Below are 22,561 nucleotides of genomic sequence, written 5' to 3' on the forward strand. Positions count from 1 at the left end.
AATCTCTGCGTCAGGCTTAATCGAACCGCCGTATATCGAACGGTACGTACGGTGGTGGGAGACGACGAGGGCTAGTCCTCCTCTCCTGCTCAATTAAATCTCCATGATGATCGGCAAAATCATCGGCCGCCGTTTCGTTCGTTCGTACAAGAACGGAGCGAGCGTTTCTGTAATTTCATTTTTAATTTCCGACCATTGATTTGTTTTCCGTTCGAGCACTTTTTCGAGGTGTTTGGCGATGAGCGCCTGCGCTTCACTGATTAAGTCGCCTGACTCGCGCATGTAGACAAAGCCGCGCGAAATGATATCCGGACCGGCAGCGATTTTGAACTCTTTCATGTTGATGCTGACGACAACGATCACAAGCCCTTCCTCCGATAGAATGCGGCGGTCGCGCAAGACGATGTTGCCGATGTCACCGACGCCGCTGCCGTCGATGTAGACGGAGCCGGACGGAATTTTGCCGACGATGCGCGCTTCGCTGTCGCTGATGCCGAGCACTTCGCCGTTATCCATAATAAAGCAGTTTGCCTCCGGCACGCCGCAATCAATGGCGAGCTTAGCATGCATCTTTTGCATCCGGTATTCGCCGTGGATCGGCATAAAATATTTTGGTTTCATCAACCGGATCATGAGTTTTTGCTCTTCTTGCCCGCCGTGTCCGGACGTGTGGATATCGCTGAGCGGGCCGTGGATCACTTCGGCGCCGGCCCGGTACAGCATGTTGATCGTCCGGTTGACGCTCACCGTGTTGCCCGGAATCGGCGACGAAGAAAAGACGACCGTGTCGCCTGGGATGATTTGAATTTGCCGATGCGTGCCGTTGGCAATGCGCGACAAAGCCGCCATCGGTTCACCTTGGCTGCCGGTGCATAAAATCGTCACCCGGTTGGCCGGCAGCCGGTTGATTTCATTCGCATCGACGAACGTACCTTTCGGACATTTAATGTAGCCGAGATCTTGACCGATTTCAATGGCCGCTTCCATGCTGCGGCCGAAGACGGCGATTTTTCGGTTATTGGCGACCGCAGCTTCCGTCACTTGCTGAAGCCGGTGAATATTGGAGGCAAACGTCGCGAAAATAATCCGTCCATCCACTTTGCGGAAAATGTCATGAATGCTTTCACCGACACGCCGCTCAGACATCGTAAAATGTGGAATTTCGCTGTTTGTGCTGTCTGACAGCAAGCAAAGAACGCCTTCTTTCCCGATTTCGGCCATTTTCGTCAAATTGGCCGGCTCGCCGACCGGTGTGAAGTCAAATTTAAAGTCTCCGGTATGGACGATTTGCCCGACCGGCGTTTTGACAACGATGCCGTAGCTGTCCGGGATGCTGTGCGTCGTCCGGAAAAAGGTGACCGCTGTTTTTTGGAAACGGATGACATCATCTTCGCGAATTTCAATGAGTTTAGCCTGACGAAGCAATCCGTGTTCCTCGAGTTTGTTGCGGATAAGTCCGAGCGCCAGTTTGCCGCCGTAAATGGGGATATTCACCTGCCGGAGCAAATATGGGATGCCGCCAATATGGTCCTCATGTCCGTGGGTAATGAACAACCCTTTTACTTTTTCGGCATGTTTGACTAAATACGAATAGTCAGGGATCACGTAGTCAATGCCGAGCAATTCGTCTTCCGGAAATTTAATGCCCGCGTCGATGACAATAATTTCGTCTTGAAATTGTACGCCGTATGTATTCTTCCCGATTTCACCCAGTCCGCCGAGGGCAAACACGCCAACTTGTTGATCGGTCAATAGTTTCATGATGAAGTCTCCAATACTTGAAAGTTAGTGCTTCGCTTTTCGTACTCCAAATGCGCTCCCTCTAACGGCTGAATATACTCGATATTGATCGGACGGTCCTGCAGTTTTCGGCGTACGTCCCGCTCTGACTCGGCTTCGATATACAGCGTTTTCGTTTTTTCTCTCACGGGCACTTCATCTGCATTTTCTTGATAAAACACTTTGAAAATCATCGTGAACTCTCTCCTTATCGTACAATGATTGCTTTTTTATTATATAGGAATTAACCATCGTTTTCATGTTTTTTATTGCCAAAAGCAAAAAGCAGGCGAGGGATGTGCCGACGATATGTACCATCTTTGACGAGTTTCAATTGTTTCATTCGCCAAAGTGGGAAAGAAGCCCTTCGTGCGGAAGGGCTATTGTTGGAACAGTTAGGCGATCAGTTTTTTTCGGAGCAAATCTTTCCATTGTTGAAGCAGCTTTTTTTTCAGCTTTTTCAACATTTTTCATCACTCCTTACTTTTTATTGTACTCATTTTGCGACGAAAGTAAATGTTCTATTATATATGATATGTAGGCGAAGGTTTGTTTTTCGTGGGTAAAAATGGAACGAATCGTGGCGTTTCGGTTGACATCTAGCCCGTTTTTCAGTACGGTAGACAGTGAATATATTTTCGGCAAGGGGAAGAGAATGTGGGCAGAAAAATCGTATTTTTCGACATCGACGGCACGCTCCTTGACGAGCAAAAACAGTTGCCGCCGTCAACGATTGAGGCGATCCGCCGACTGAAACAGGCCGGCGTCTATGTGGCCATCGCCACCGGACGGGCGCCGTTTATGTTTGAACATGTACGCTGCCAGCTTGGCATTGATTCATTCGTCAGTTTTAACGGTCAATACGTCGTTTTTGAAGGGAACGTGCTGTATAAACAGCCGCTCCGTCGCGAGAAGCTGAGGGCGCTGATGGAAGAGGCCCACCAAAACGGTCATCCGCTCGTCTTTATGGATGCGGAGAAAATGAGAGCGAGCGTCGACGACCACCCGCATATTCACGTCAGCATGGGAAGCTTGAAATTTGCCCATCCGCCCGTCGACCCTTTGTATTATGAAAACAAAGATATTTATCAAGCGCTGTTGTTTTGCCGCGCTGAAGAAGAAGCGCCGTATGTGCGCAACTATCCGGAATTCCGCTTTGTTCGTTGGCACGATGTGTCAACGGACGTGCTGCCGGCGGGCGGCTCAAAGGCGGAAGGGATCCGCCTTATGATCGAGAAGCTTGGGATTGGCAAAGAAGATGTGTATGCGTTCGGCGATGGACTAAATGATATCGAAATGCTGTCGTTCGTTGGAACCGGGGTGGCAATGGGCAATGCCCATGAGGAAGTGAAACGGGTCGCCGATTTTGTCACCAAACCGGTCGCCGAGGAAGGCATCTGGCACGGGCTCAAGCAATTGCAATTGCTTCCATAAAAAACGGTCTCCGCTCATCTGGCGGGACCGCTTTTTGTTTGTAAAAAACGTCGGGCGCCGCCCGGAACTTGACATTGTTTCAGCGCCCGATCGGGATCGCTCCTTCCGGCGCTTTAAACGGGTCGGCCGGATTGATATGGTCGTAAAACATAATGCCGTTTAAATGATCAATTTCATGCTGAAAGACGATAGCTGGCAATCCCTTAAGGCGCAAGGTGACTTCTTCGCCGTCGATCGTTGTGCCGGTGACGGTGATGCGGGCGTAGCGCGGCACATACCCTGGCACATCGCGGTCGACGGACAGGCAGCCTTCCCCGGTTGTCAAATAACATTGCTGTACAGAGTGGCTGACGATTTTCGGGTTGAACAAGGCGTAGCTGTATAGCGTTCCGTTTTCGTCAGTAACATGGACGGCGATCATCCGCTTTGATACGTTAATTTGCGGAGCGGCCAGCCCAATGCCGGGCCGCAAGCCGTACTTGGCCGCCAGTTCCGGGTCTTGGCTCGTTTTGACATAGTCAAGCAAGCTTTGCAAAATGCGCTTGTCTTCCTCCGAAGGCGGCAGTGGAACGGGCTCGGCGATCTTCCGCAGCGTCGGATGTCCTTCTTTAATGATATCTTTCATCGTGATCATCCGCTTTTTCACTCCCTGTCTTTGGCATGGCTGTTTATATTTTAGTCTAACAAAAATGCTCACATGCCGTAAATGAAAATGCGGTTGTCTAGATATATTATTGAGGAATAAAGAAAAAATAACATTTATGTTAGAAAACGCTCTCAACAATAAGAAAGGTGGCAACATGATTTATATTTTTTCAAAAATATAACACAGAATTAATACAGTCATTCGCCTATGTAATATAACAGTTTTATAAAACCGACCTCTATTAACCAAATATATCCATTCCAGAAAGAGAAAAAACAAGACAAATCAAAGAGATTGACGACTAAAAAAATAAAGTGTAAACTAAATCTTGTGGATGGACATTGTACTAATTTGAAAGTAAAAAACAATAATACAGATTTGGGCGCCTGATTCGTTTGCAGCGGCGCCAAGTGGTGGCCCTTTTTTATTTCTTCTTCATTTTGGGTACATTAATAGTATATGGGTGAATGTAGCCTGATTTCTAAATTTTTGATGAAAGGCAGAGGTGAACAAAATGGGTGTGAAGACCTCCCAGTTTCGGTTTGCGGAGCAGCTCGAGAAAGTGGCCGAGCAGTTTCCGACGTTCCAAATTTTGAATGAAGAAGGCGAAATCGTCAATAAAGAGGCGATGCCGGATTTAAGTGACGATCAGTTAAAAGAGTTAATGCGCCGCATGGTGTATACGCGCATTCTTGACCAACGCTCCATTTCGTTAAACCGTCAAGGCCGCCTCGGCTTTTACGCGCCGACTGCCGGGCAGGAAGCAAGCCAAATTGCCAGCCACTTTGCGCTTGAAAAAGAGGACTTCATTTTGCCGGGATACCGGGATGTCCCACAAATCGTTTGGCACGGGCTGCCGCTTTACCAAGCATTTTTGTTCTCACGCGGCCATTTCCATGGAAACCAAATCCCAGAAGGCGTCAACGTCTTGCCGCCGCAAATCATCATCGGCGCCCAATACATTCAAGCAGCCGGCGTGGCGCTCGGCCTGAAAATGCGGGGCAAAAAAGCAGTAGCCATTACATACACGGGCGACGGCGGTACATCGCAAGGCGATTTCTACGAAGGGATCAACTTTGCTGGAGCGTTTAAAGCACCGGCCATCTTTATCGTGCAAAACAACCGCTTTGCTATCTCGACGCCGGTCGAAAAGCAAACGGTGGCCCAAACGTTGGCACAAAAAGCGGTTGCTGCCGGCATTCCGGGCATTCAAGTCGACGGCATGGACGCGCTCGCGGTCTACGCAGCGGTGAAGGCAGCTCGCGAACGCGCCATTAACGGTGAAGGGCCGACGCTCATCGAAACGCTTTGCTTCCGCTACGGCCCGCACACGATGTCTGGCGACGATCCGACCCGCTATCGTTCGAAAGAGCTGGAAAACGAATGGGCGAAAAAAGATCCGCTTGTACGTTTCCGGAAGTTTTTGGAAGCAAAAGATTTATGGAGCGAGGAAGAGGAAAACCGCGTCATCGAGCAGGCGAAAGAGGATATTAAAGAGGCGATCAAAAAAGCAGATGAAACGCCGAAGCAAAAAGTAACCGACTTGATCAGCATCATGTACGAAGAGTTGCCGGCGAACTTAAAGGAACAGTATGAAATTTATAAAGAGAAGGAGTCGAAGTAAGCCATGGCGCAAATGACAATGGTTCAAGCGATCACCGATGCGCTGCGCATCGAGTTGAAAAATGATCCGAACGTGCTTATTTTTGGGGAAGACGTTGGGGTCAACGGCGGCGTATTCCGGGCTACCGAAGGGCTGCAAGCCGAGTTCGGCGAAGAACGCGTGTTTGATACGCCGCTGGCCGAATCGGGAATCGGCGGTCTGGCAATCGGCTTGGCGCTGCAAGGGTTTCGTCCGGTGCCGGAAATTCAGTTTTTTGGCTTTGTTTATGAAGTGATGGATTCGATTTCCGGGCAAATGGCACGTATTCGCTATCGCACTGGCGGCCGTTACCATATGCCGATTACGGTTCGCTCGCCTTTTGGCGGCGGTGTTCATACGCCAGAGTTGCATTCGGACAGCTTAGAGGGGCTTGTTGCTCAACAGCCGGGTCTGAAAGTCGTCATTCCATCAACGCCGTATGACGCCAAAGGGCTGCTCATCTCGTCCATTCGCGACAACGACCCGGTTATTTTCCTTGAGCATTTGAAGCTGTACCGCTCGTTCCGCCAAGAAGTGCCGGAAGGGGAGTACACAATTCCGATTGGCAAGGCGGACATTAAGCGCGAAGGAAAAGACTTAACGATCATCGCATACGGCGCCATGGTGCATGAATCGTTAAAGGCGGCGGCAGAATTAGAAAAGGAAGGCATTTCTGCTGAAGTCGTCGACTTGCGTACCGTGCAACCGCTCGATATCGAAACGATCATCGGGTCGGTGGAAAAGACAGGACGCGCCATCGTCGTCCAAGAGGCACAGCGGCAGGCCGGCATCGCCGCCAACGTCGTTGCCGAAATTAATGAGCGGGCCATTCTAAGCCTTGAGGCGCCGGTATTGCGCGTGGCTGCACCGGATACGGTGTACCCGTTTGCCCAAGCGGAGTCGGTGTGGCTGCCGAACTTTAAAGATGTGATCGAAACGGCGAAAAAAGTGATGAACTTCTAATAGCGGACAAATCCGGGGGAGCGGAACGATTTCCCCCGCCTATTTTCGGCAAACGATAGGAGGTCGACATACAGTGGCATTTGAATTTAAGCTGCCGGACATCGGTGAAGGCATTCATGAAGGCGAGATCGTTAAATGGTTTGTGAAACCAGGCGATGAAGTCAACGAAGATGACGTACTGTGCGAAGTGCAAAACGACAAGGCGGTTGTCGAAATTCCGTCCCCGGTCAAAGGGAAAGTGCTTGAAATTCTCGTCCCGGAAGGAACGGTGGCGACGGTCGGGCAAACGCTTATCACGCTTGATGCGCCGGGATATGAAAACATGACGTTTAAAGGCCAAGAGCACGAAGAAGAGACGAAAAAAGAGGAAAAAACGGAAGCGGTGTCGAAAGAGGAAAACGTTGAAGCTGCTGCTCCGGCAGCCGCGGCGGAAGTGGATCCAACCCGCCGAGTCATCGCGATGCCGTCTGTGCGCAAATATGCGCGTGAAAAAGGTGTGGACATTCGCCTCGTTCAAGGAACAGGCAAAAATGGCCGCATCTTAAAAGAAGATGTCGATGCCTTCCTTGCCGGCGGCGCAAACGCCGCGGCCCAACCCGCTCCGGCGCCGGCGGCCGAGGAAAAAGCAGCGCCGCAAGCGGCGGCGAAACCGATCGCGCCGGAAGGGGAATTCCCGGAAACGCGCGAGAAAATGAGCGGCATTCGCCGGGCGATCGCCAAAGCGATGGTCCATTCGAAACATACTGCTCCACACGTGACGCTTATGGACGAAGTCGATGTGACGAAACTCGTCGCCCACCGGAAAAAGTTCAAAGCGATCGCGGCCGAAAAAGGCATCAAGCTGACGTTCTTGCCGTATGTTGTCAAAGCGCTCGTTTCCGCGCTGCGTGAATACCCGGTGCTGAATACGTCCATCGATGATGAAACGGAAGAAATCATCCATAAGCATTATTACAACATCGGCATCGCCGCTGACACAGACCGCGGCTTGCTTGTGCCGGTCATTAAACATGCCGACCGGAAGCCGATTTTCGGCTTGGCGCAAGAAATCAACGAGCTCGCCGAAAAAGCGCGGGACGGCAAATTGGCGCCAAATGAAATGAAAGGCGCGTCGTGCACGATTACCAACATCGGCTCAGCCGGCGGGCAATGGTTCACCCCGGTCATCAACCATCCGGAAGTGGCCATTCTTGGCATCGGCCGCATCGCGGAAAAACCGATCGTCCGCGATGGCGAAATCGTTGCTGCTCCGGTTCTGGCGCTCTCTTTGAGCTTCGACCATCGGATGATCGACGGAGCAACGGCGCAAAAAGCGCTCAACCACATTAAACGGCTGTTAAGCGATCCAGAATTATTATTAATGGAGGCGTAAAACGATGGTAGTTGGCGATTTTGCAATTGAAACGGAAACGCTCGTCGTCGGTGCCGGTCCTGGCGGTTATGTGGCCGCCATCCGCGCCGCACAGCTCGGCCAAAAAGTGACGATTGTGGAAAAAGGGAACTTAGGCGGCGTTTGCTTAAACGTCGGCTGCATCCCGTCAAAAGCACTGATCTCCGCAAGCCACCGCTATGAGCAGGCGAAGCATTCCGAAGAAATGGGCATTAAGGCGGAGAACGTCACTGTCGATTTTGCCAAAGTGCAAGAATGGAAAGCAAGCGTCGTGAAAAAATTAACGGGCGGCGTCGAAGGGCTGTTAAAAGGAAACAAAGTGGAGATTGTCAAAGGGGAAGCGTATTTTGTCGACGCCAATACGGTGCGTGTCGTCAACGGCGACAGCGCGCAGACGTATACGTTCAAAAACGCCATTATCGCCACTGGTTCGCGCCCGATTGAGCTGCCGAGTTTCAAGTTTTCCGACCGTATTCTTGATTCGACCGGAGCGCTCAACCTTGGGGAAGTTCCGAAATCGCTTGTTGTCATCGGCGGTGGTTATATCGGCATCGAGCTTGGTACAGCCTACGCCAACTTCGGAACGAAAGTAACGATTTTGGAAGGGGCCGGTGAAATTTTGTCCGGTTTTGAAAAACAAATGGCGGCCATCATTAAACGCCGCTTAAAGAAAAAAGGCGTTGACATCGTGACAAATGCGCTGGCAAAAGGAGCCGAGGAGCGCGCGGATGGCGTCACGGTCACGTATGAAGCTAACGGCGAAACGAAAACGGTTGATGCTGACTACGTGTTAGTCACGGTCGGCCGCCGTCCGAACACGGACGAGCTCGGCCTTGAACAAGTCGGCATTAAAATGACGGACCGCGGCTTGATTGAAGTGGACGAACAATGCCGCACAAGCGTGCCGAACATTTTCGCCATCGGTGACATCGTCCCAGGGCCGGCGCTCGCCCACAAGGCGTCGTATGAAGGAAAAGTAGCGGCTGAAGCCATCGCCGGCCATCCGTCAGTCGTCGATTATGTCGCCATTCCGGCGGTCGTGTTCTCCGATCCGGAGTGCGCTTCCGTTGGTTATTTTGAGCAGCAGGCAAAAGACGAAGGCATTGATGTGATCACGGCGAAGTTCCCGTTTGCCGCCAACGGCCGCGCCTTGGCGCTGAACGACACGGACGGCTTCCTGAAGCTTGTCGTTCGCAAAGAAGACGGCGTCGTCATCGGAGCGCAAATCATCGGCCCGAGCGCATCCGATATGATCGCCGAACTAGGATTGGCCATTGAGGCTGGGATGACGGCGGAAGATATTGCCTTGACGATCCATGCGCATCCGACGCTTGGCGAAATCGCCATGGAAGCAGCCGAAGTGGCGCTCGGCACACCGATTCATATTATTACGAAGTAACAGCAATGCGACCGGATTGAAGGACAAACTTCACCCGGTCGCTTTTTACTCATGGCTATGTCAAGGCAGCGCCTAACGGGGGAGCGGCGTTTATCTGCCTGCATCTGAATCAAAGACGGTCCGGGCGGAAATGGCGTTCCTCTTCGTCTGTTTCTTGTCCAAAATTCCATACTATTTTCCGCTGTTGCTTCATATCGTTATGGTAAAGAAAAGCGGGAGATGGGTTCGAGATGAAAGCATACGTTGCTTTTTTGTTGCAGATGATGATTTGGAGCAGTTTTTCGCTAATTGAGTGGTTATCAGGGCGGGATCGGCCGTTTTTTCGCGGGCTGATGTTGTGCGTCTTTATGTACATAGCATTTTTGCTGGCGCGCCAACTCGGTCTGGCAACGCGTCAAGCAGCGCTGACGACGATTGTAACGGCGGCTGTTTATTTTGCCGGCCAGCATTTCATTTGGCAAGCTGTCCATTGACTTTCCCCGCTTATCCAAGGCCGGGGATTCCGATACTCCCCTTTCGGCAAGGCCAGTTCATTTGCCGTTTCCCCTGGCTTTCGGATCATAAAAAACAGCGGTTGAACGCCCGCTGTTTACGCGCTGCCAAACACCATCGTCCGGCCGCTGAACAAATGCAGTTCGCCACCAAGCGCTTTCCCGAGCCATTTGCTGAATTCATTTGCTTTCCCTTTATCCCCGTGCGTCGCCCCCGGTGGCAGCGCTACATCAATGAACGTTGCTTCCTCGGTTGTCCGCACTGAAATAACGATTCCTTTATACAGACGGCCGTCGCCTTGCAAGTAAAGGGCGGCTTCATGTTCGCCGACCGCATACGGAAACGCGGCCTGTCCGTAAGCCCAGCCGAGCTGTTCTCCTGTTTTGCCAAGCGCTGTTCGGTAGCGCTCGAGCAGCTGTTTCACTTCCTCGATTGTAACCGTTTTCCCAGCCGGCAGCTTCAAGCATGTGTTCAATTCCCTTCTCTCCTTTCGCCATCCCTATGTTTCGTTTGTATTCATTGTACCACGTTTTTCCGGATAGCGGCGAAAAAGTTTCATGCTGCAAAAAGTGATTTCTATTTTAAATGTGACATACAAATTAGGATTGACAATCGAAATGTGATATATTATTATGAAATCAACAACGAAATTTATCATCATAAAGGGGTTATGGGGATGGGCACGATCGTATGTCAAGCATGTGAAGCGACGATTGGGTATTTCGAAGACGAAAAGGTGACAACGCTTTACGGAAAATGCGATTGTTGCGAGCATGACAACGAAGGGGAAGAAAGAGAGTAAAACGGTCAAACTGATGGGGGAAGGAACGGATAGGCGCGCATGTGGAAGGGGCACATGCGCGCCGTTTATTTGACAAAAAAAGCACAAGCCGGTGTTTGTCTGGCTTGTGCTGTTAGCGAATCGGTTTATATTCTTTAATCACGCGCAGCGTTTGCAGCGTATCATCCTCAGGGCCTTGGACAGGGAGGCCAGCGGCCAAATTCGTTTCGATATACTTTAAGTTTTCTTCCGTAATGATTTCGCCCGGGATAAAGATTGGGATGCCAGGCGGGTACACCATCACAAATTCAGCGATAATTCGGCCCGCCGACTCGTGAAACGGCACAACTTCCGTTTCGGCATAAAACGCATCGCGCGGCGTCAAGGCTAAGGCCGGGATGTCCGGGAGCAGCACTTTCGGTTTGACCCCAGCGGCTGCTTGGTGGCTGAACTGTTCCGACAGACGGCGAAGCGCTGAAACGAGCAGACCGGCTTCGCGCTCGCTGTCACCCGGGGTGATGATGCACAAAATGTTATATAAATCGGAAAGCTCCACCTCGATGTTGTACGTTTCGCGGAGCCATTGTTCGACATCATGGCCGGTCAAACCGAGCTCCTTGACAGAGATGATCAGCTTCGTCGGGTCGTAGTCATACGTCGCTTCTGTGCCTAAAATTTCTTTACCGACGCAGTATAAATACGGAATTTCATTGATTTGCCGCCGCGTCCATTCCGCGAGGTGGATCGCCTTGTCGATGAGCTCCCGTCCTTTCGTCGCCAGCTGTTTGCGGGCGACATCAAGCGAAGCAAGCAGCAAATACGATGTTGATGTCGTTGTCAACATGCTTAAAATGGCTTGCACATGGTTGGCGGAAACGAGCCCCTCACGCACGTTTAAAATCGAGCTTTGCGTCAGCGATCCGCCGAGCTTATGGACGCTTGTCGCCGCCATATCAGCGCCGGCTTGCATCGCGGAGAGCGGCAAGCGTTCATGGAAATGGATATGCACGCCATGCGCTTCGTCGACGAGCACCGGGACATTGTACGAATGGGCGATCTCGACGATTTTTTTCAAATCGCCGGCAATGCCGAAGTACGTCGGGTTGATGACGAGCACCCCTTTGGCATCCGGGTGTTGTTCGAGCGCTTTTTCGACCGCTTGGGGGGTGATGCCGTGGGAAATGCCAAGCTCCTTATCGATTTCCGGATGGATGAAAATCGGCGTGGCCCCGGAAAAGACGATCGCCGACATCACGGATTTATGGACGTTGCGCGGCACGATAATTTTATCGCCCGGTCCGGCGACCGACATGACCATCGTCATGATCGCGCCGCTCGTCCCCTGTACCGAGAAAAACGTATAATCGGCGCCGAACGCTTCAGCAGCAAGTTCTTGCGCCCGTCTGATCATCCCTTTCGGATGGTGTAAGTCATCGAGCGGGCTGATGTTGATTAAATCGATCGCCAAGGCGTTTTCCCCGATGAAGGCGCGAAATTCCGGATCCATGCCGGCTCCTTTTTTATGGCCGGGAATGTGAAATTGGACCGGATCTTTTTTGGCGTGTTCCAGCAGTCCGGTAAACAATGGTGTTTCGAGTTGCGACAATGGTTTTCCACACCTCTTTGCCTTAAAATAAAACAAATGCATTATAGCATTTATTTTTTCGTTTGCAAAGAAGAAATGAATGTCACGCGGAAAAAGGAAAACCGCGATGGAAACAAGAAATATAAAGAAGGAGAAAACAAAAAAGGAGGCATAACGTGATGGAATGGAAAACGAGGGTGACAGAATTGCTCGGCATTACATACCCAGTGATTCAAGGGGGATTGGCTTACTTGGCGTACGCCGATTTGGCTGCCGCTGTCTCGAATGCAGGCGGCCTCGGGCAAATTACGGCGATGTCGCTTGAAAGTCCGGAGCGGCTGCGCGAAGAAATTCGCAAAGTGAAAGAAAAAACTGACCGGCCGTTTGGCGTCAATTTCGCCATCGGTCAACATGGCCGCCCGTTTGCCCACATGCTGGAGGCCGCGCTTGACGAGGGCGTGCCGGTTGTTTCGGTCACCGGCGGCAACCCGGCGCCGTTTTTTGAGCAACTAAAGGGAACGGGCGTCAAAACATTGGTGCTTGTTGCGGCTGTCCGCCAGGCGGTGAAAGCGGAGGAGCTTGGCGCCGATGCGGTGATGGTTGTCGGCCAGGAGGGAGGCGGACATCTTGGCAAATATGACACCGGCACATTCGTCCTCATTCCGAAAGTCGTCGACTCGGTATCGATTCCGGTCATCGCCTCGGGCGGGATCGCGGATGGACGAGGCCTGATGGCCGCGCTGGCGCTCGGGGCGGAAGGAATCGAAATGGGGACGCGGTTTATCGCCACAAAAGAATGCGTTCACGCCCATCCGATATACAAAGACATGATCGTAAACGCCAGCGAGAACGATACGGTGGTCATTAAACGATCGCTCGGAGCGCCGGGACGGGCGATTGCCAACAAGTGGACAGAGAAAATATTGGAAATTGAGCAACAAGGCGGCACGTATGACGATTTGAAAGAATATATTAGCGGAGAGGCGAACCAACGCTTTATTTACGAAGGAAAGGTGGATGAAGGATTTGCCTGGGCCGGGCAGGCGATTGGGCTTATCCGTGATGTTCCATCCGTTGCCGAGCTGTTTGCCCGCATGATCGGCGAGGCGGAACAAATTCGACGCCGCTGGGCAAACTAACGGCGGAGGTGAAACAATGGGTTATTCGTATCCGTTTTGTTACGATTGGTCGACGCAAGAAATCATTGATGTCATTAAGTTTTTTACGGCGATCGAAACGGCGTATGAACGCGGGATGAAGCGCGAAGAACTGATGGACGTCTACCGCCGCTTTAAAGAGATCGTTCCGTCCAAAAGTGAGGAAAACCGTTTGTACGCCGAATTTGAAAAGGAAAGCGGCTATTCGTCGTACACGGTCATGAAGCAGGTGAAGGAAGCGAAAAACGGCGACTGGATCCGCATCGAGCCAAGCGGTCGAAACGCGGTAGGTAAACGCACAAATTAGTTGCATACACCCCTTTTTCCACATAATATAATATAAAACAAAACGAAGCAGCACATTCGGTAAAGGGCGCCGGAAGTTTAGCGGATGATATGGAAAGGGGTGCGGACGGAGATGAAAAAAACCGCCAATTCGCTGAAACGGCCAGATGGGGACAAACGCATGGCGGTGTTGCGGCTTGAACTTGATTATGAATTGGCGACGTTGTATGAGGCTATGATGGAAAACGATGAAGAAAAGAAAAGAGAATGCAAACGGCGGCTTGAAAAGCTGCGCCAAGAACTGATGCGCCTTCAAGTATGACCATTTTTAAGGCGAACCATCTTTGCGGTTCGTTTTTTTCTTGAGCGGTGCCCACCCCTTTCCAGCAACTGCATACATAACGAAAGCAGGAGGAATCGACATGGCAGGGAAATGGGAAGAGATCGACCACTATGCCCGGCAATGGATTGAAGAAGCTGGACGGCGCATTCGCGCCTCGTTTACCGAACAATTGACCGTCGAAACGAAAGAAAGCCGCAACGATTTAGTAACAAACGTCGACCGCGGCATTGAACAGTTTTTGGCCGAACAGATCCGCCGCCAGTTTCCCGGTCATCATTTATTGGGCGAAGAAGGGTTCGGTGACGAGCTCGCCGTATTGGATGGGATCGTCTGGGTGATTGACCCGATTGACGGAACGATGAATTTTGTCCATCAACAGCGTCATTTTGCCGTATCGATCGGCATTTTTGAGGATGGGATTGGTCAGCTTGGCTATGTGTATGACGTCGTCTTTGGCGAGCTGTACTCGGCGCAAAAAGGGCGGGGATTGTTTTTCAATGGCAAACCGCTTGACCGCCTGCAGCCGGTAGCGGTCGCGGAATCGGTCATCGCTGTCAACGCAACATGGCTGATGGAAAACCGGCGCCTCGACCACCGCCCGCTCGTGCGGCTGGCCAAAGCGGCGCGCGGCACGCGCTCGTATGGATCGGCGGCGCTTGAGCTCGCCTATGTTGCCGCCGGCCGCTTGGATGCCTACATTTCGCCGCGTCTGTCGCCGTGGGATTTTGCCGGTGGGATGATTTTAATCCAAGAGGCAGGCGGGATCGTGACGAATCTCGACGGAAAGCCGCTCGATCTGCTCAGCCGCAATTCGGTGCTTGCCGCCAAGCCGGGCGTGCATGAAGAAATTTTGCAGCGCTACCTCCAGCACTGACAACAGAGTGGGTCCGGAATGGCTTCCGCAAGAACAACTGCAGGAAGAATGGTTGAAGTCAAAAAGGACAAGCCGGGAGGCTTGTCCTTTTTATGAACGTGTCCGTTTTTTACGGGCAAATCCGGCGCCCATAATGGCAATAAACATGAGTATCGAGGCGGCGATGCCGATTGCGCTTTGTTCGGCGATGAAAACGCCGATCGCTATAATAGCGGCAACGGCGAGAATGGCGAGCAACAGGGGCACAGGCTCGATGCGTTTCATCCGCTTGACTCCTTTCCGGCAAAATAGGACATCTTTTTTTAGTTTACCGGAAAATATGCTGATTTTCTATAGGTGTGATATAATAGACAAGCAGTTTGCCCAATAGGAGTGACCAACATTGACGGATAAACGATTAGATTTGCGCAATATTGCGATTATCGCTCACGTCGACCACGGAAAAACAACACTCGTCGACCAGTTGCTTCGGCAGTCAGGAACGTTTCGTGAAAACGAACAAGTCGAGGAGCGAGCCCTTGATCGCAACGATTTGGAGCGCGAGCGCGGCATTACGATTTTAGCGAAAAACACAGCGGTTTTGTATAAAGGAACGCGCATTAACATTTTGGATACGCCGGGACATGCCGATTTCGGCGGGGAGGTTGAGCGGATTATGCGCCTTGTCGATGGCGTGTTGCTCGTCGTCGACGCCTACGAAGGCTGTATGCCGCAAACGCGGTTCGTGCTCAAAAAAGCGCTTGAGCAGCAACTTGTGCCGATCGTCGTCGTCAACAAAATCGACCGCGAATTTGCCCGCCCCGCGGAAGTTGTCGATGAAGTCATCGATTTATTTATCGAGCTTGGCGCTTCCGAGGAGCAACTCGAGTTTCCAGTTGTGTATACGTCGGCGCTGCGTGGAACAGCAAGCCTTGATCCGGACCGGCAGAATGGCGACATGACGGCCCTGTTTGAGACGATCATCGGCCATATTCCGGCGCCGGCTGACAACCGCGATGAGCCATTGCAATTCCAGGTGGCGCTGCTCGATTATAATGACTATGTGGGTCGCATCGGCATCGGCCGCATTTTCCGCGGCACGATGAAAACCGGCCAGCAAGTCGCCTTGATGAAACGCGATGGTACGGTGAAACTGTTCCGCGTCACGAAGCTGTTCGGCTTTATCGGTCTAAAGCGGATCGAGATTGAAGAAGCCCATGCCGGCGACATCGTTGCTGTTGCAGGGATGGAAGATATTAACGTCGGCGAAACGGTGTGCCCGCCTGACCATCAAGAACCGCTGCCGCCGCTTCATATTGATGAGCCGACATTGAAAATGACGTTTTTGGTCAACAACAGCCCGTTTGCCGGGCGCGAAGGCAAATATGTGACGGCGAGAAAGTTGGAGGAGCGGCTGCGCACGCAGCTCGAAACTGATGTCAGCTTGCGCGTCGAGCCGACCGAATCGCCGGATGCGTGGGTCGTTTCCGGCCGCGGAGAGCTCCATTTAGCCATTTTAATCGAAAATATGCGCCGCGAAGGATACGAATTGCAAGTATCGAAGCCCGAGGTCATCTTAAAGGAGATGAACGGGGCCCTATGTGAGCCGATTGAGCGGGTTGTAATCGATGTTCCTGAACAATATACCGGGGCCATTATGGAATCGCTCGGCAGCCGCAAAGGGGAGCTTGCTGATATGGTGCACGGCGGCAATGGGCAAGTGCGCCTTGTCTTCCTCGTCCCGTCACGCGGCTTGATCGGCTACCGGAGCGAGTTTATGTCGTTGACGCGCGGGTATGGCATTTTAAACCACTCGTTTGACCATTACGCCCCGGTGCAGCCTGGTGTGATCGGCGGCCGCCGCCAAGGGGTGCTCGTCTCGATGGAAACCGGTAAAGCGACGGCGTACAGCATCATGCAGCTAGAAGATCGCGGCACGATTTTTGTTGAACCGGGTACGGAAGTGTACGAAGGGATGATCGTTGGCGAGCATAATCGAGAAAATGACCTTGTTGTTAACATTTGCCGCGAAAAACACATTACGAATGTGCGTTCTTCAACGAAAGAGCAGACGGTGACGATGAAAAAGCCGCGCCTTTTGACGCTTGAAGAAGCGCTCGAGTATTTAAATGACGATGAATATTGTGAAGTGACGCCAACATCGATCCGGTTGCGCAAAAAAATCTTAAACAAAAATGAGCGCGAAAAGGCGGAGAAGAAAAAGAAAGCCGCCCAACAGGCGAAATAACCGGCAACGGCCTTCCTAAAGCAAGGGGAGCGGACGTATGCATAGCTGCCGACTGCAGTGCCTGGCGCTCAAGAAATCCGAAATGGCCTAGGTTTTGGCAGGCCATTCGGAGGAATGGGGAGGGAACATTGTGAATGTGTTCGAACGGCTGACGTTTTTCGCTTCACTTTATAACGTGCACGACAATCCTGAGCGCGGCATGTGGCTGCTTTATGTCACCGTGTTGTTGCTTTCCGCGCTTGTGTATCAGCTTGGGTTTGCCCGCCGCCTACCGATGTTAAAAAATGTCATCATTTATACATTGCTTGCGCTCGGTTGCACGATTTTAACGTTTTTCGCCGTTTTTTTGCCGGTAGCGGAAGGATTGGCGGTTGCTGCTCTCGTATTAATCATTTACAAAATTCGCCTCAAGCAGGCGAAACAAGAGGAAAGGCCATAGACAGAAGGCGGTGGCGTGATGAAATCGGTTCAAGAGGCCCTTTACAATTGGTTGACGATTCACCTTGTCGCTGCTGCCCGCCCGCACGATGCGGCGGCGCACGAAACGGCGTCGTTTTTTCTCGCCATTCTGGAAAGCGATTTTGGCGTGACGGCGGTGAATGCAGCTAAAGACGAAGCGAACGGGCAATACGTTGTCGAATATGTGCGCGGAGGGGAAAAAAAGTCGGCCTATTTCCCCGTGGAGTTGGCCGAAGCGATGTGGCGGCAAATTGAGGCCGAGCCGGAAAAGTATGGTTCGTAGCCGTGAAAAACGGCACGGAAAAGCGGTCGCCTTTCCGTGCCGTCTTTTTGTCATTACCAGTCATCATCGACGTGGACGCCGCGGTAGAAACGGAATTTTCCCGTCGCCAGCCGCTGCTTTGTTTTTTCGGCAATGCGGTCATGACATTGGCGGCACATGTACGTATGGATCGGGCGGTTGCGCAGCCGTTTGGCGAGCGGTGACTCATCATCAATCGTACCGATTTGTTCGCAAAGCACGCATTTAACTCTCATTGTTCACCTCAGTAAATAGAAAGCGGAATTGCGGGCTGTTCTCCCGTTCCATTATACCATAGCCGCACCGGAATCGTTTAGCGATTTAAATGTTCGTTCGACTGTTTTTCTTGGCGTTCGTTCAGTTGTCGTTCTTCCCGCCTATTCAGTTGCCCGTCATTTTCCTCGGTCGGTTCGGGCGTCGTTTCAAATAAGTCGCTTGGCACTTCCGGCATCACCCGCCCGACGATGTCGGCAATTTCGTCCATAAATGCTCGCACCGGACGGCCGTCATCAATTTGCTGACCGATGTTGCGCACGCGGGTGTAAAGATCCGGATCAGCGACGATAATCGCATTGGCCCCATACGGATCTTTTTGCAGCGCCTCGGCGACTGAATATTTGATCGTGCCGACGCGCGAAGCATCAACGTTAGCGCCGATGTCAATGCCGACGATCGCGTACTTGCCGACGACGATGGCTGCCGCGTCATGGACGTTCGGGACGCGATTGGCGATTTCCGCCAATCGGCGGGCGATTTCCTGCCCAGATTTGTTTTCCACCTGCTCATCGACGGTATTTTTTACGCGCACGAGCGAGCGGTTCGATTCGCCCGCTTCATGATCATTTCCGATGTTGCACCCGCTTAAAAGGAGAAGGCACAAAACGGCCAACCAGCAGTTTCTCTTCATCATCTGCTCACCTCGACTTTTTTTACTTTATTTTGCAAATATCCTTCTATCTTTATACATTTTTTCATATGCTATACCACAGCCATTCCCATCCGGTGTAGAAGGTGAAAAACGGATATAGGGGGAAGCGGAATTTGGGAAAGAAAATCTATGTGCTCGATACGAACGTACTCCTGCAAGACCCGTATTCGATCTTTTCATTCGAAGACAACGAGGTCGTCATCCCGGCTGTCGTGTTGGAGGAAGTGGATTCGAAAAAACGGTATATGGATGAAGTCGGGAGAAACGCCCGCCAAGTGTCGAAGCTGATCGACCGCCTGCGTGAAAACGGCAAGCTGCACGAGAAAATCTTGCTCGAAAACGGCGGGGTGCTGCGCATTGAACTGAACCACCGCTCCTTCCACCAACTTCAGGAAATTTTTGTCGAAAAGACGAATGATAACCGTATTTTGGCCGTAGCAAAAAATTTATCGCTCGAGGAACAGGCGAAAGAAAACGGCCGTTCGGTCATTTTAGTGAGCAAAGATGCGCTCGTGCGCGTCAAAGCTGATGCGATCGGGCTGCAGGCCGAGGACTTTTTAAGCGACCGCGTCGTTGACGTCGACCATATTTACACCGGGTTTTTGGAGCTGTACATAGGAAAAGATCACCTGCAGCGCTTTTACGAGAAGGGGGAACTTGTGCTGGCCGATATTACCGACCATCCGTTTTATCCGAACCAGTTCATTATTATGAAAGATGCGTTCGGCAGTTCGGCCTCGGCGATCGGCATCGTCGACCAAAACGGAAAAAAAGTGAAAAAGCTCGTTTTTCATTATGAGCATATATGGGGCATACGCCCGCGCAATGTGCAGCAAACGATGGCGTGTGAGCTGCTCATGCGCGATGACATTCCGCTCGTGACGTTAATCGGCAAAGCCGGAACCGGAAAAACATTGCTCGCGCTTGCCGCCGGACTGATGCAAACCGAGGATTTGCGCACGTATAAAAAACTGCTCGTCGCCCGGCCGATTGTTCCGATGGGAAAAGACCTCGGCTTTTTGCCGGGGGAAAAAGAAGAAAAGCTGCGCCCGTGGATGCAGCCGATTTTTGATAACTTGGAATATTTGTTTAACACGAAAAAACCGGGGGAGCTGGACGCCATTTTAGCCGGCATGAGCTCGATCGAAGTGGAGGCGCTCACCTACATTCGCGGCCGCAGTTTGCCGGAACAGTTTATTATTATCGATGAGGCGCAAAATTTAACGAAGCATGAAGTGAAGACGATTTTAACGCGCGTTGGCGAAAAAAGCAAAATTATTTTAATGGGCGACCCGGAGCAAATCGACCACCCGTATTTGGACGAATATAACAACGGCTTGACCTATGTGGTCGAAAAATTTAAAGACCAAAAAATTGCCGGCCATATCCGACTCATTAAGGGAGAGCGATCGGCGCTCGCCCAGCTCGCCGCCGATTTGCTGTAGCCCCGCTTTCGAGCATAGCTGCCCGAAACGCTCGAGGCCTGACAGCGCCCGAAAACGAGTCAAAAACCGGGCGCCCCGTGAAAGGGGCGGCCCGGTCAGCGGACGATCAGCTGGCGCACATGGGTAATCGGCGTTTCGCGGTTCGAGCCGTCGCCGAAATAAATATGCACCGGGCCGTCATCACGCAGCGGTTTTCCGTTTTTCGAAAAGGCGAAAATCAGGTCATACGCTTTCTCCAGTGGAATGACAGTTTCTCCGTTTTCGGCTGCAATGACGAGTTCAGAAGCATCTTCATGTGGTTCGGCGTTTCGCAAAAACGGGGCAAATGGCATGCCGAACGAACCTGTGATGATGTTCTCTTTCAAAAAGCGCCGCTCTGTTTTCAACGTCGGTGGAAAAACGGCTCCCTCTTGAATTTCCCGATCCCAAAAAGCCGACCATTTTTTGATTTCCTCTTCCTCTTGGTCCGCTTCTGCTATGTCTGGTTTTGGGTGCGAAAAATACGTGTCCAAATCGATTTTTCGGTCGTCGAAAATCCAGACGCCGGGGTCAAGCGTGATCGTAAATTTTACTTTTCCAGTCAACATCATAATATCGCTCATCCAAGCATCCTCTCCTCTGCATTTTCCCGCTATTTTTAGTATAATAATAAATAACGGGTTTGTCATGTTCCAAGCCGTTCGCTGTCAACTGTTTCAACTTGCAAAATGGCTTGTTTCACGTTAAGATTTAAAGAAGGATAGGGGAGAGAACGGAGGGATCGATGTGACGGACGAATCGATGAGCTACCAGGAAAAGGCGTACGCGCTGTTGCAAGCGGATGCGGAAAAAATTATTCAGCTCATCCGCGTGCAAATGGATCATTTGACGATGCCGCAATGCCCGCTGTATGAAGAAGTGTTGGACACGCAAATGTTCGGTTTGTCGCGTGAAATTGACTTTGCGGTGCGCCTCGGCCTTGTCGAGGCGAAAGACGGGAAGGCGCTCCTTGACCGGCTCGAGCGGGAGCTCTCCGCGCTGCATGAGGCAGTAACGAAAAAGCGCGTACGATAACGATACATGACAACTCAAACGACCGTCCCGCCGTCGTTTGAGTTTTTCTGTTTTTCGGCAGGAAAACGGTGCGCCGCTGCGAATGATTTATGTACATATGTGTAAATGGGGAAGAGGGAAGATGGAACGACAATTGTGGAAGAAAGTGCTGAAATGTTACGATTATCCGCTTGTGACTGCCGTTGTTATGTTGTCGTTGTTCGGCTTGATTATGGTATACAGTTCAAGCATGGTCACCGCTGTCATCCGCTTTGAGGTGCCGAGCGACTATTTTTACGAACGGCAAAAGCGATGGCTCATCGCCGCGTTGCTCGCCTTCGCCGTTATGGCGGTGATCCCGTATAAGGTATGGCGAAAAGAACGATGGGTGAAACTTGTGTTTGTTGCTTCCCCATTGATGCTGGTTGCGGTTGCGCTTCTCGGCCATACGGCCAACAACGCCACGAGCTGGTTTCGCGTCGGTGCGCTCTCTGTCCAACCGGCGGAGCTGGCGAAGCTCGGTCTGATTTTGTACTTGGCGGCGGCGTTTGCCAACAAGCAGAAACGGTTGGCTGAGCCGGTGAAAAGCAATTTGTTCCCGATTTATTACACGCTGTTTATTTGTTTTTTAATCGCCATCCAGCCGGACTTTGGCACGGCGGCGATTGTGTTTTTCATCGCGATGTGCATCATCGTTTCATCCGGGTTGCGCCTCATTTTGCTCCTAAAGCAACTGCTCTTTTTTACCCTCATTGGGGCGGTGCTGTCGCCGTTTTGGTTTCCGGCTGTAGGTGAAAACATTTTTTCCGATGAACGGATGTCGCGCCTTTATAGCTATTTAGACCCGTTTCAATACGCGAGCAGTGACGGCTACCAGCTTGTCAACTCGTACTTGGCGATCGGGCTTGGCGGGTTGAAAGGGCTCGGCCTTGGAAAGGGCGTGCAAAAATACGGCTACCTACCGGAATCGCACACGGATTTTATTATGGCGGTTATTGCCGAGGAGCTCGGGTTGTTTGGCGTGATGTTCACGCTTGGGTTGCTTTCGTTTATCGTGCTGCGCGGGTTATGGATCGCCCGCCGTTCTGCCGATGCGTTCGGCAGCTTGCTCGCCATCGGCATTTCCGTCATGATCGGCTTTCAAACGTTTATTAACGTCGGTGGAGTGACAGGGCTCATTCCAATCACCGGGGTGCCGCTGCCGCTCGTCAGCTACGGGGGGACATCGCTCGTCCTGATGATGGCCTCACTTGGCTTGCTCGTCAATATTTCCATGTTTACAAAGTACGAACAACGGTATAAAAAAGGCGAAAAACTAGCCGCTGGCGGGCAGAAAAAAGGTCTGACTTTTTAGAAAGTGTATTTACAAAATAGAAAAATTTTTATAGTTTAATTAGAA

27 protein-coding genes are annotated in these 22,561 nt (G+C 51.6%); 17 read left to right on the forward strand and 10 right to left on the reverse strand.

What is annotated here, in order from left to right; translation table 11 throughout:
- Window positions 1–93: 93 nt before the first annotated feature.
- The 3 genes from rnjA to M493_RS18955 all read right to left on the reverse strand — a co-directional run bounded on the left by rnjA (window position 94) and on the right by M493_RS18955 (window position 2,253).
- Complete coding sequence (gene rnjA, locus M493_RS04890; RefSeq protein ID WP_020959178.1) at window positions 94–1,761, reverse strand: ribonuclease J1; 1,668 nt, start codon at window positions 1,759–1,761, stop codon at window positions 94–96.
- Window positions 1,758–1,973 (reverse strand): DNA-dependent RNA polymerase subunit epsilon, encoded by a 216-nt coding sequence (locus M493_RS04895; protein ID WP_020959179.1) that lies wholly within the window; start codon window positions 1,971–1,973, stop codon window positions 1,758–1,760. The genes rnjA and M493_RS04895 overlap by 4 nt, the downstream gene beginning before the upstream one ends.
- A gap of 145 nt (window positions 1,974–2,118) precedes the next feature.
- Window positions 2,119–2,253, reverse strand: a complete 135-nt coding sequence (locus M493_RS18955; protein ID WP_020959180.1) for a hypothetical protein — start codon at window positions 2,251–2,253, stop codon at window positions 2,119–2,121.
- Window positions 2,254–2,436: 183 nt separating this feature from the next.
- On the opposite strand from M493_RS18955, the gene M493_RS04900 reads away from it, so the two are divergent.
- Complete coding sequence (locus M493_RS04900) at window positions 2,437–3,213, forward strand: Cof-type HAD-IIB family hydrolase (RefSeq protein WP_020959181.1); 777 nt, start codon at window positions 2,437–2,439, stop codon at window positions 3,211–3,213.
- A gap of 79 nt (window positions 3,214–3,292) precedes the next feature.
- Here the strand turns inward: M493_RS04900 and def are convergent, their stop codons facing one another.
- Window positions 3,293–3,847 carry a peptide deformylase gene (gene def / locus M493_RS04905; protein WP_020959182.1) on the reverse strand — a complete coding sequence of 185 codons (555 nt, stop codon included), beginning with the start codon at window positions 3,845–3,847 and terminating at the stop codon, window positions 3,293–3,295.
- A gap of 526 nt (window positions 3,848–4,373) precedes the next feature.
- Here def and pdhA point away from each other — a divergent pair.
- The 5 genes from pdhA (at window position 4,374) to M493_RS04930 (ending at window position 9,726) form a co-directional block, all read left to right on the forward strand.
- Window positions 4,374–5,483 (forward strand): pyruvate dehydrogenase (acetyl-transferring) E1 component subunit alpha, encoded by a 1,110-nt coding sequence (gene pdhA, locus M493_RS04910; RefSeq protein ID WP_020959183.1) that lies wholly within the window; start codon window positions 4,374–4,376, stop codon window positions 5,481–5,483.
- Between the two features lie 3 nt (window positions 5,484–5,486).
- Entirely contained in the window at window positions 5,487–6,464 is a 978-nt protein-coding gene (gene pdhB / locus M493_RS04915; RefSeq protein ID WP_020959184.1) for a pyruvate dehydrogenase complex E1 component subunit beta, read from the forward strand.
- A 73-nt stretch (window positions 6,465–6,537) separates the two neighbouring features.
- Entirely contained in the window at window positions 6,538–7,836 is a 1,299-nt protein-coding gene (locus tag M493_RS04920) for a dihydrolipoamide acetyltransferase family protein (protein ID WP_020959185.1), read from the forward strand.
- Window positions 7,837–7,840: 4 nt separating this feature from the next.
- Window positions 7,841–9,253: a dihydrolipoyl dehydrogenase gene (gene lpdA / locus M493_RS04925; protein WP_020959186.1), complete on the forward strand. Its 1,413-nt coding sequence runs from the start codon at window positions 7,841–7,843 to the stop codon at window positions 9,251–9,253.
- A 230-nt stretch (window positions 9,254–9,483) separates the two neighbouring features.
- Window positions 9,484–9,726, forward strand: a complete 243-nt coding sequence (locus M493_RS04930) for a hypothetical protein (protein ID WP_020959187.1) — start codon at window positions 9,484–9,486, stop codon at window positions 9,724–9,726.
- Between the two features lie 116 nt (window positions 9,727–9,842).
- On the opposite strand, the gene M493_RS04935 is transcribed toward M493_RS04930, so the two are convergent.
- Window positions 9,843–10,220: a DUF1885 family protein gene (locus M493_RS04935; RefSeq protein ID WP_020959188.1), complete on the reverse strand. Its 378-nt coding sequence runs from the start codon at window positions 10,218–10,220 to the stop codon at window positions 9,843–9,845.
- A gap of 201 nt (window positions 10,221–10,421) precedes the next feature.
- On the opposite strand from M493_RS04935, the gene M493_RS04940 reads away from it, so the two are divergent.
- The gene (locus M493_RS04940; protein ID WP_020959189.1) at window positions 10,422–10,547 is read left to right on the forward strand and encodes a GapA-binding peptide SR1P; all 126 of its coding nucleotides are present in this window, start codon (window positions 10,422–10,424) and stop codon (window positions 10,545–10,547) included.
- 112 nt (window positions 10,548–10,659) lie between these two features.
- Here the strand turns inward: M493_RS04940 and M493_RS04945 are convergent, their stop codons facing one another.
- Window positions 10,660–12,132, reverse strand: a complete 1,473-nt coding sequence (locus M493_RS04945) for an aminotransferase class I/II-fold pyridoxal phosphate-dependent enzyme (protein WP_020959190.1) — start codon at window positions 12,130–12,132, stop codon at window positions 10,660–10,662.
- Between the two features lie 158 nt (window positions 12,133–12,290).
- Between M493_RS04945 and M493_RS04950 the strand changes: the two genes are divergently transcribed.
- The 4 genes from M493_RS04950 to M493_RS04965 all read left to right on the forward strand — a co-directional run bounded on the left by M493_RS04950 (window position 12,291) and on the right by M493_RS04965 (window position 14,770).
- Complete coding sequence (locus M493_RS04950) at window positions 12,291–13,250, forward strand: NAD(P)H-dependent flavin oxidoreductase (RefSeq protein ID WP_020959192.1); 960 nt, start codon at window positions 12,291–12,293, stop codon at window positions 13,248–13,250.
- A 16-nt stretch (window positions 13,251–13,266) separates the two neighbouring features.
- Window positions 13,267–13,575 (forward strand): UPF0223 family protein, encoded by a 309-nt coding sequence (locus M493_RS04955; RefSeq protein WP_020959193.1) that lies wholly within the window; start codon window positions 13,267–13,269, stop codon window positions 13,573–13,575.
- Between the two features lie 84 nt (window positions 13,576–13,659).
- Window positions 13,660–13,875, forward strand: a complete 216-nt coding sequence (locus tag M493_RS04960) for a hypothetical protein (protein ID WP_184319489.1) — start codon at window positions 13,660–13,662, stop codon at window positions 13,873–13,875.
- Window positions 13,876–13,975: 100 nt separating this feature from the next.
- Window positions 13,976–14,770 (forward strand): inositol monophosphatase family protein, encoded by a 795-nt coding sequence (locus tag M493_RS04965; protein WP_020959195.1) that lies wholly within the window; start codon window positions 13,976–13,978, stop codon window positions 14,768–14,770.
- A 90-nt stretch (window positions 14,771–14,860) separates the two neighbouring features.
- Here M493_RS04965 and M493_RS18520 read toward each other — a convergent pair whose 3' ends face one another.
- Entirely contained in the window at window positions 14,861–15,034 is a 174-nt protein-coding gene (locus tag M493_RS18520) for a DUF5325 family protein (RefSeq protein WP_020959196.1), read from the reverse strand.
- Between the two features lie 118 nt (window positions 15,035–15,152).
- On the opposite strand from M493_RS18520, the gene typA reads away from it, so the two are divergent.
- The 3 genes from typA to M493_RS04980 all read left to right on the forward strand — a co-directional run bounded on the left by typA (window position 15,153) and on the right by M493_RS04980 (window position 17,739).
- A complete protein-coding gene (gene typA / locus M493_RS04970) occupies window positions 15,153–16,997 on the forward strand; it encodes a translational GTPase TypA (protein WP_020959197.1) in 1,845 nt (614 codons plus the stop codon).
- A gap of 130 nt (window positions 16,998–17,127) precedes the next feature.
- Window positions 17,128–17,436, forward strand: coding sequence for a YlaH-like family protein (locus M493_RS04975; RefSeq protein ID WP_020959198.1), 309 nt, complete (start codon window positions 17,128–17,130; stop codon window positions 17,434–17,436).
- A gap of 18 nt (window positions 17,437–17,454) precedes the next feature.
- Complete coding sequence (locus M493_RS04980; RefSeq protein WP_020959199.1) at window positions 17,455–17,739, forward strand: hypothetical protein; 285 nt, start codon at window positions 17,455–17,457, stop codon at window positions 17,737–17,739.
- A gap of 53 nt (window positions 17,740–17,792) precedes the next feature.
- Here the strand turns inward: M493_RS04980 and M493_RS04985 are convergent, their stop codons facing one another.
- Both M493_RS04985 and M493_RS04990 read right to left on the reverse strand, forming a co-directional pair.
- The gene (locus M493_RS04985; protein ID WP_020959200.1) at window positions 17,793–17,993 is read right to left on the reverse strand and encodes a YlaI family protein; all 201 of its coding nucleotides are present in this window, start codon (window positions 17,991–17,993) and stop codon (window positions 17,793–17,795) included.
- 77 nt (window positions 17,994–18,070) lie between these two features.
- A complete protein-coding gene (locus M493_RS04990; RefSeq protein ID WP_020959201.1) occupies window positions 18,071–18,664 on the reverse strand; it encodes a YhcN/YlaJ family sporulation lipoprotein in 594 nt (197 codons plus the stop codon).
- Window positions 18,665–18,798: 134 nt separating this feature from the next.
- On the opposite strand from M493_RS04990, the gene M493_RS04995 reads away from it, so the two are divergent.
- Window positions 18,799–20,130, forward strand: coding sequence for a PhoH family protein (locus tag M493_RS04995; protein WP_020959202.1), 1,332 nt, complete (start codon window positions 18,799–18,801; stop codon window positions 20,128–20,130).
- A gap of 95 nt (window positions 20,131–20,225) precedes the next feature.
- Here the strand turns inward: M493_RS04995 and M493_RS05000 are convergent, their stop codons facing one another.
- The gene (locus tag M493_RS05000) at window positions 20,226–20,732 is read right to left on the reverse strand and encodes a hypothetical protein (protein WP_020959203.1); all 507 of its coding nucleotides are present in this window, start codon (window positions 20,730–20,732) and stop codon (window positions 20,226–20,228) included.
- Between the two features lie 178 nt (window positions 20,733–20,910).
- On the opposite strand from M493_RS05000, the gene M493_RS05005 reads away from it, so the two are divergent.
- Both M493_RS05005 and M493_RS05010 read left to right on the forward strand, forming a co-directional pair.
- Entirely contained in the window at window positions 20,911–21,183 is a 273-nt protein-coding gene (locus M493_RS05005; protein WP_420480334.1) for a YlaN family protein, read from the forward strand.
- A 121-nt stretch (window positions 21,184–21,304) separates the two neighbouring features.
- Window positions 21,305–22,516 carry an FtsW/RodA/SpoVE family cell cycle protein gene (locus tag M493_RS05010; RefSeq protein WP_020959205.1) on the forward strand — a complete coding sequence of 404 codons (1,212 nt, stop codon included), beginning with the start codon at window positions 21,305–21,307 and terminating at the stop codon, window positions 22,514–22,516.
- Window positions 22,517–22,561: the final 45 nt, after the last annotated feature.

It is taken from the genome of Geobacillus genomosp. 3, from assembly GCF_000445995.2.
Classification (GTDB): Bacteria; Bacillota; Bacilli; order Bacillales; family Anoxybacillaceae; genus Geobacillus.

Coding starts and splice junctions, on each gene's coding strand:
- M493_RS04950 (WP_020959192.1), top strand. CDS start 12,291: ATGGAATGGAAAACGAGGGTGACAGAATTGCTCGGCATTACATACCCA.
- M493_RS04940 (WP_020959189.1), top strand. CDS start 10,422: ATGGGCACGATCGTATGTCAAGCATGTGAAGCGACGATTGGGTATTTC.
- M493_RS04965 (WP_020959195.1), top strand. CDS start 13,976: ATGGCAGGGAAATGGGAAGAGATCGACCACTATGCCCGGCAATGGATT.
- M493_RS05005 (WP_420480334.1), top strand. CDS start 20,911: ATGAGCTACCAGGAAAAGGCGTACGCGCTGTTGCAAGCGGATGCGGAA.
- lpdA (WP_020959186.1), top strand. CDS start 7,841: ATGGTAGTTGGCGATTTTGCAATTGAAACGGAAACGCTCGTCGTCGGT.
- M493_RS18955 (WP_020959180.1), bottom strand. CDS start 2,253: ATGAAAAATGTTGAAAAAGCTGAAAAAAAAGCTGCTTCAACAATGGAA.
- M493_RS04895 (WP_020959179.1), bottom strand. CDS start 1,973: ATGATTTTCAAAGTGTTTTATCAAGAAAATGCAGATGAAGTGCCCGTG.
- M493_RS04960 (WP_184319489.1), top strand. CDS start 13,660: ATGATATGGAAAGGGGTGCGGACGGAGATGAAAAAAACCGCCAATTCG.
- def (WP_020959182.1), bottom strand. CDS start 3,847: ATGATCACGATGAAAGATATCATTAAAGAAGGACATCCGACGCTGCGG.
- M493_RS04930 (WP_020959187.1), top strand. CDS start 9,484: ATGAAAGCATACGTTGCTTTTTTGTTGCAGATGATGATTTGGAGCAGT.
- M493_RS04985 (WP_020959200.1), bottom strand. CDS start 17,993: ATGAGAGTTAAATGCGTGCTTTGCGAACAAATCGGTACGATTGATGAT.
- M493_RS04990 (WP_020959201.1), bottom strand. CDS start 18,664: ATGAAGAGAAACTGCTGGTTGGCCGTTTTGTGCCTTCTCCTTTTAAGC.
- pdhA (WP_020959183.1), top strand. CDS start 4,374: ATGGGTGTGAAGACCTCCCAGTTTCGGTTTGCGGAGCAGCTCGAGAAA.
- pdhB (WP_020959184.1), top strand. CDS start 5,487: ATGGCGCAAATGACAATGGTTCAAGCGATCACCGATGCGCTGCGCATC.
- M493_RS05000 (WP_020959203.1), bottom strand. CDS start 20,732: ATGAGCGATATTATGATGTTGACTGGAAAAGTAAAATTTACGATCACG.
- M493_RS04980 (WP_020959199.1), top strand. CDS start 17,455: ATGAAATCGGTTCAAGAGGCCCTTTACAATTGGTTGACGATTCACCTT.
- M493_RS04955 (WP_020959193.1), top strand. CDS start 13,267: ATGGGTTATTCGTATCCGTTTTGTTACGATTGGTCGACGCAAGAAATC.
- M493_RS18520 (WP_020959196.1), bottom strand. CDS start 15,034: ATGAAACGCATCGAGCCTGTGCCCCTGTTGCTCGCCATTCTCGCCGTT.
- M493_RS05010 (WP_020959205.1), top strand. CDS start 21,305: ATGGAACGACAATTGTGGAAGAAAGTGCTGAAATGTTACGATTATCCG.
- rnjA (WP_020959178.1), bottom strand. CDS start 1,761: ATGAAACTATTGACCGATCAACAAGTTGGCGTGTTTGCCCTCGGCGGA.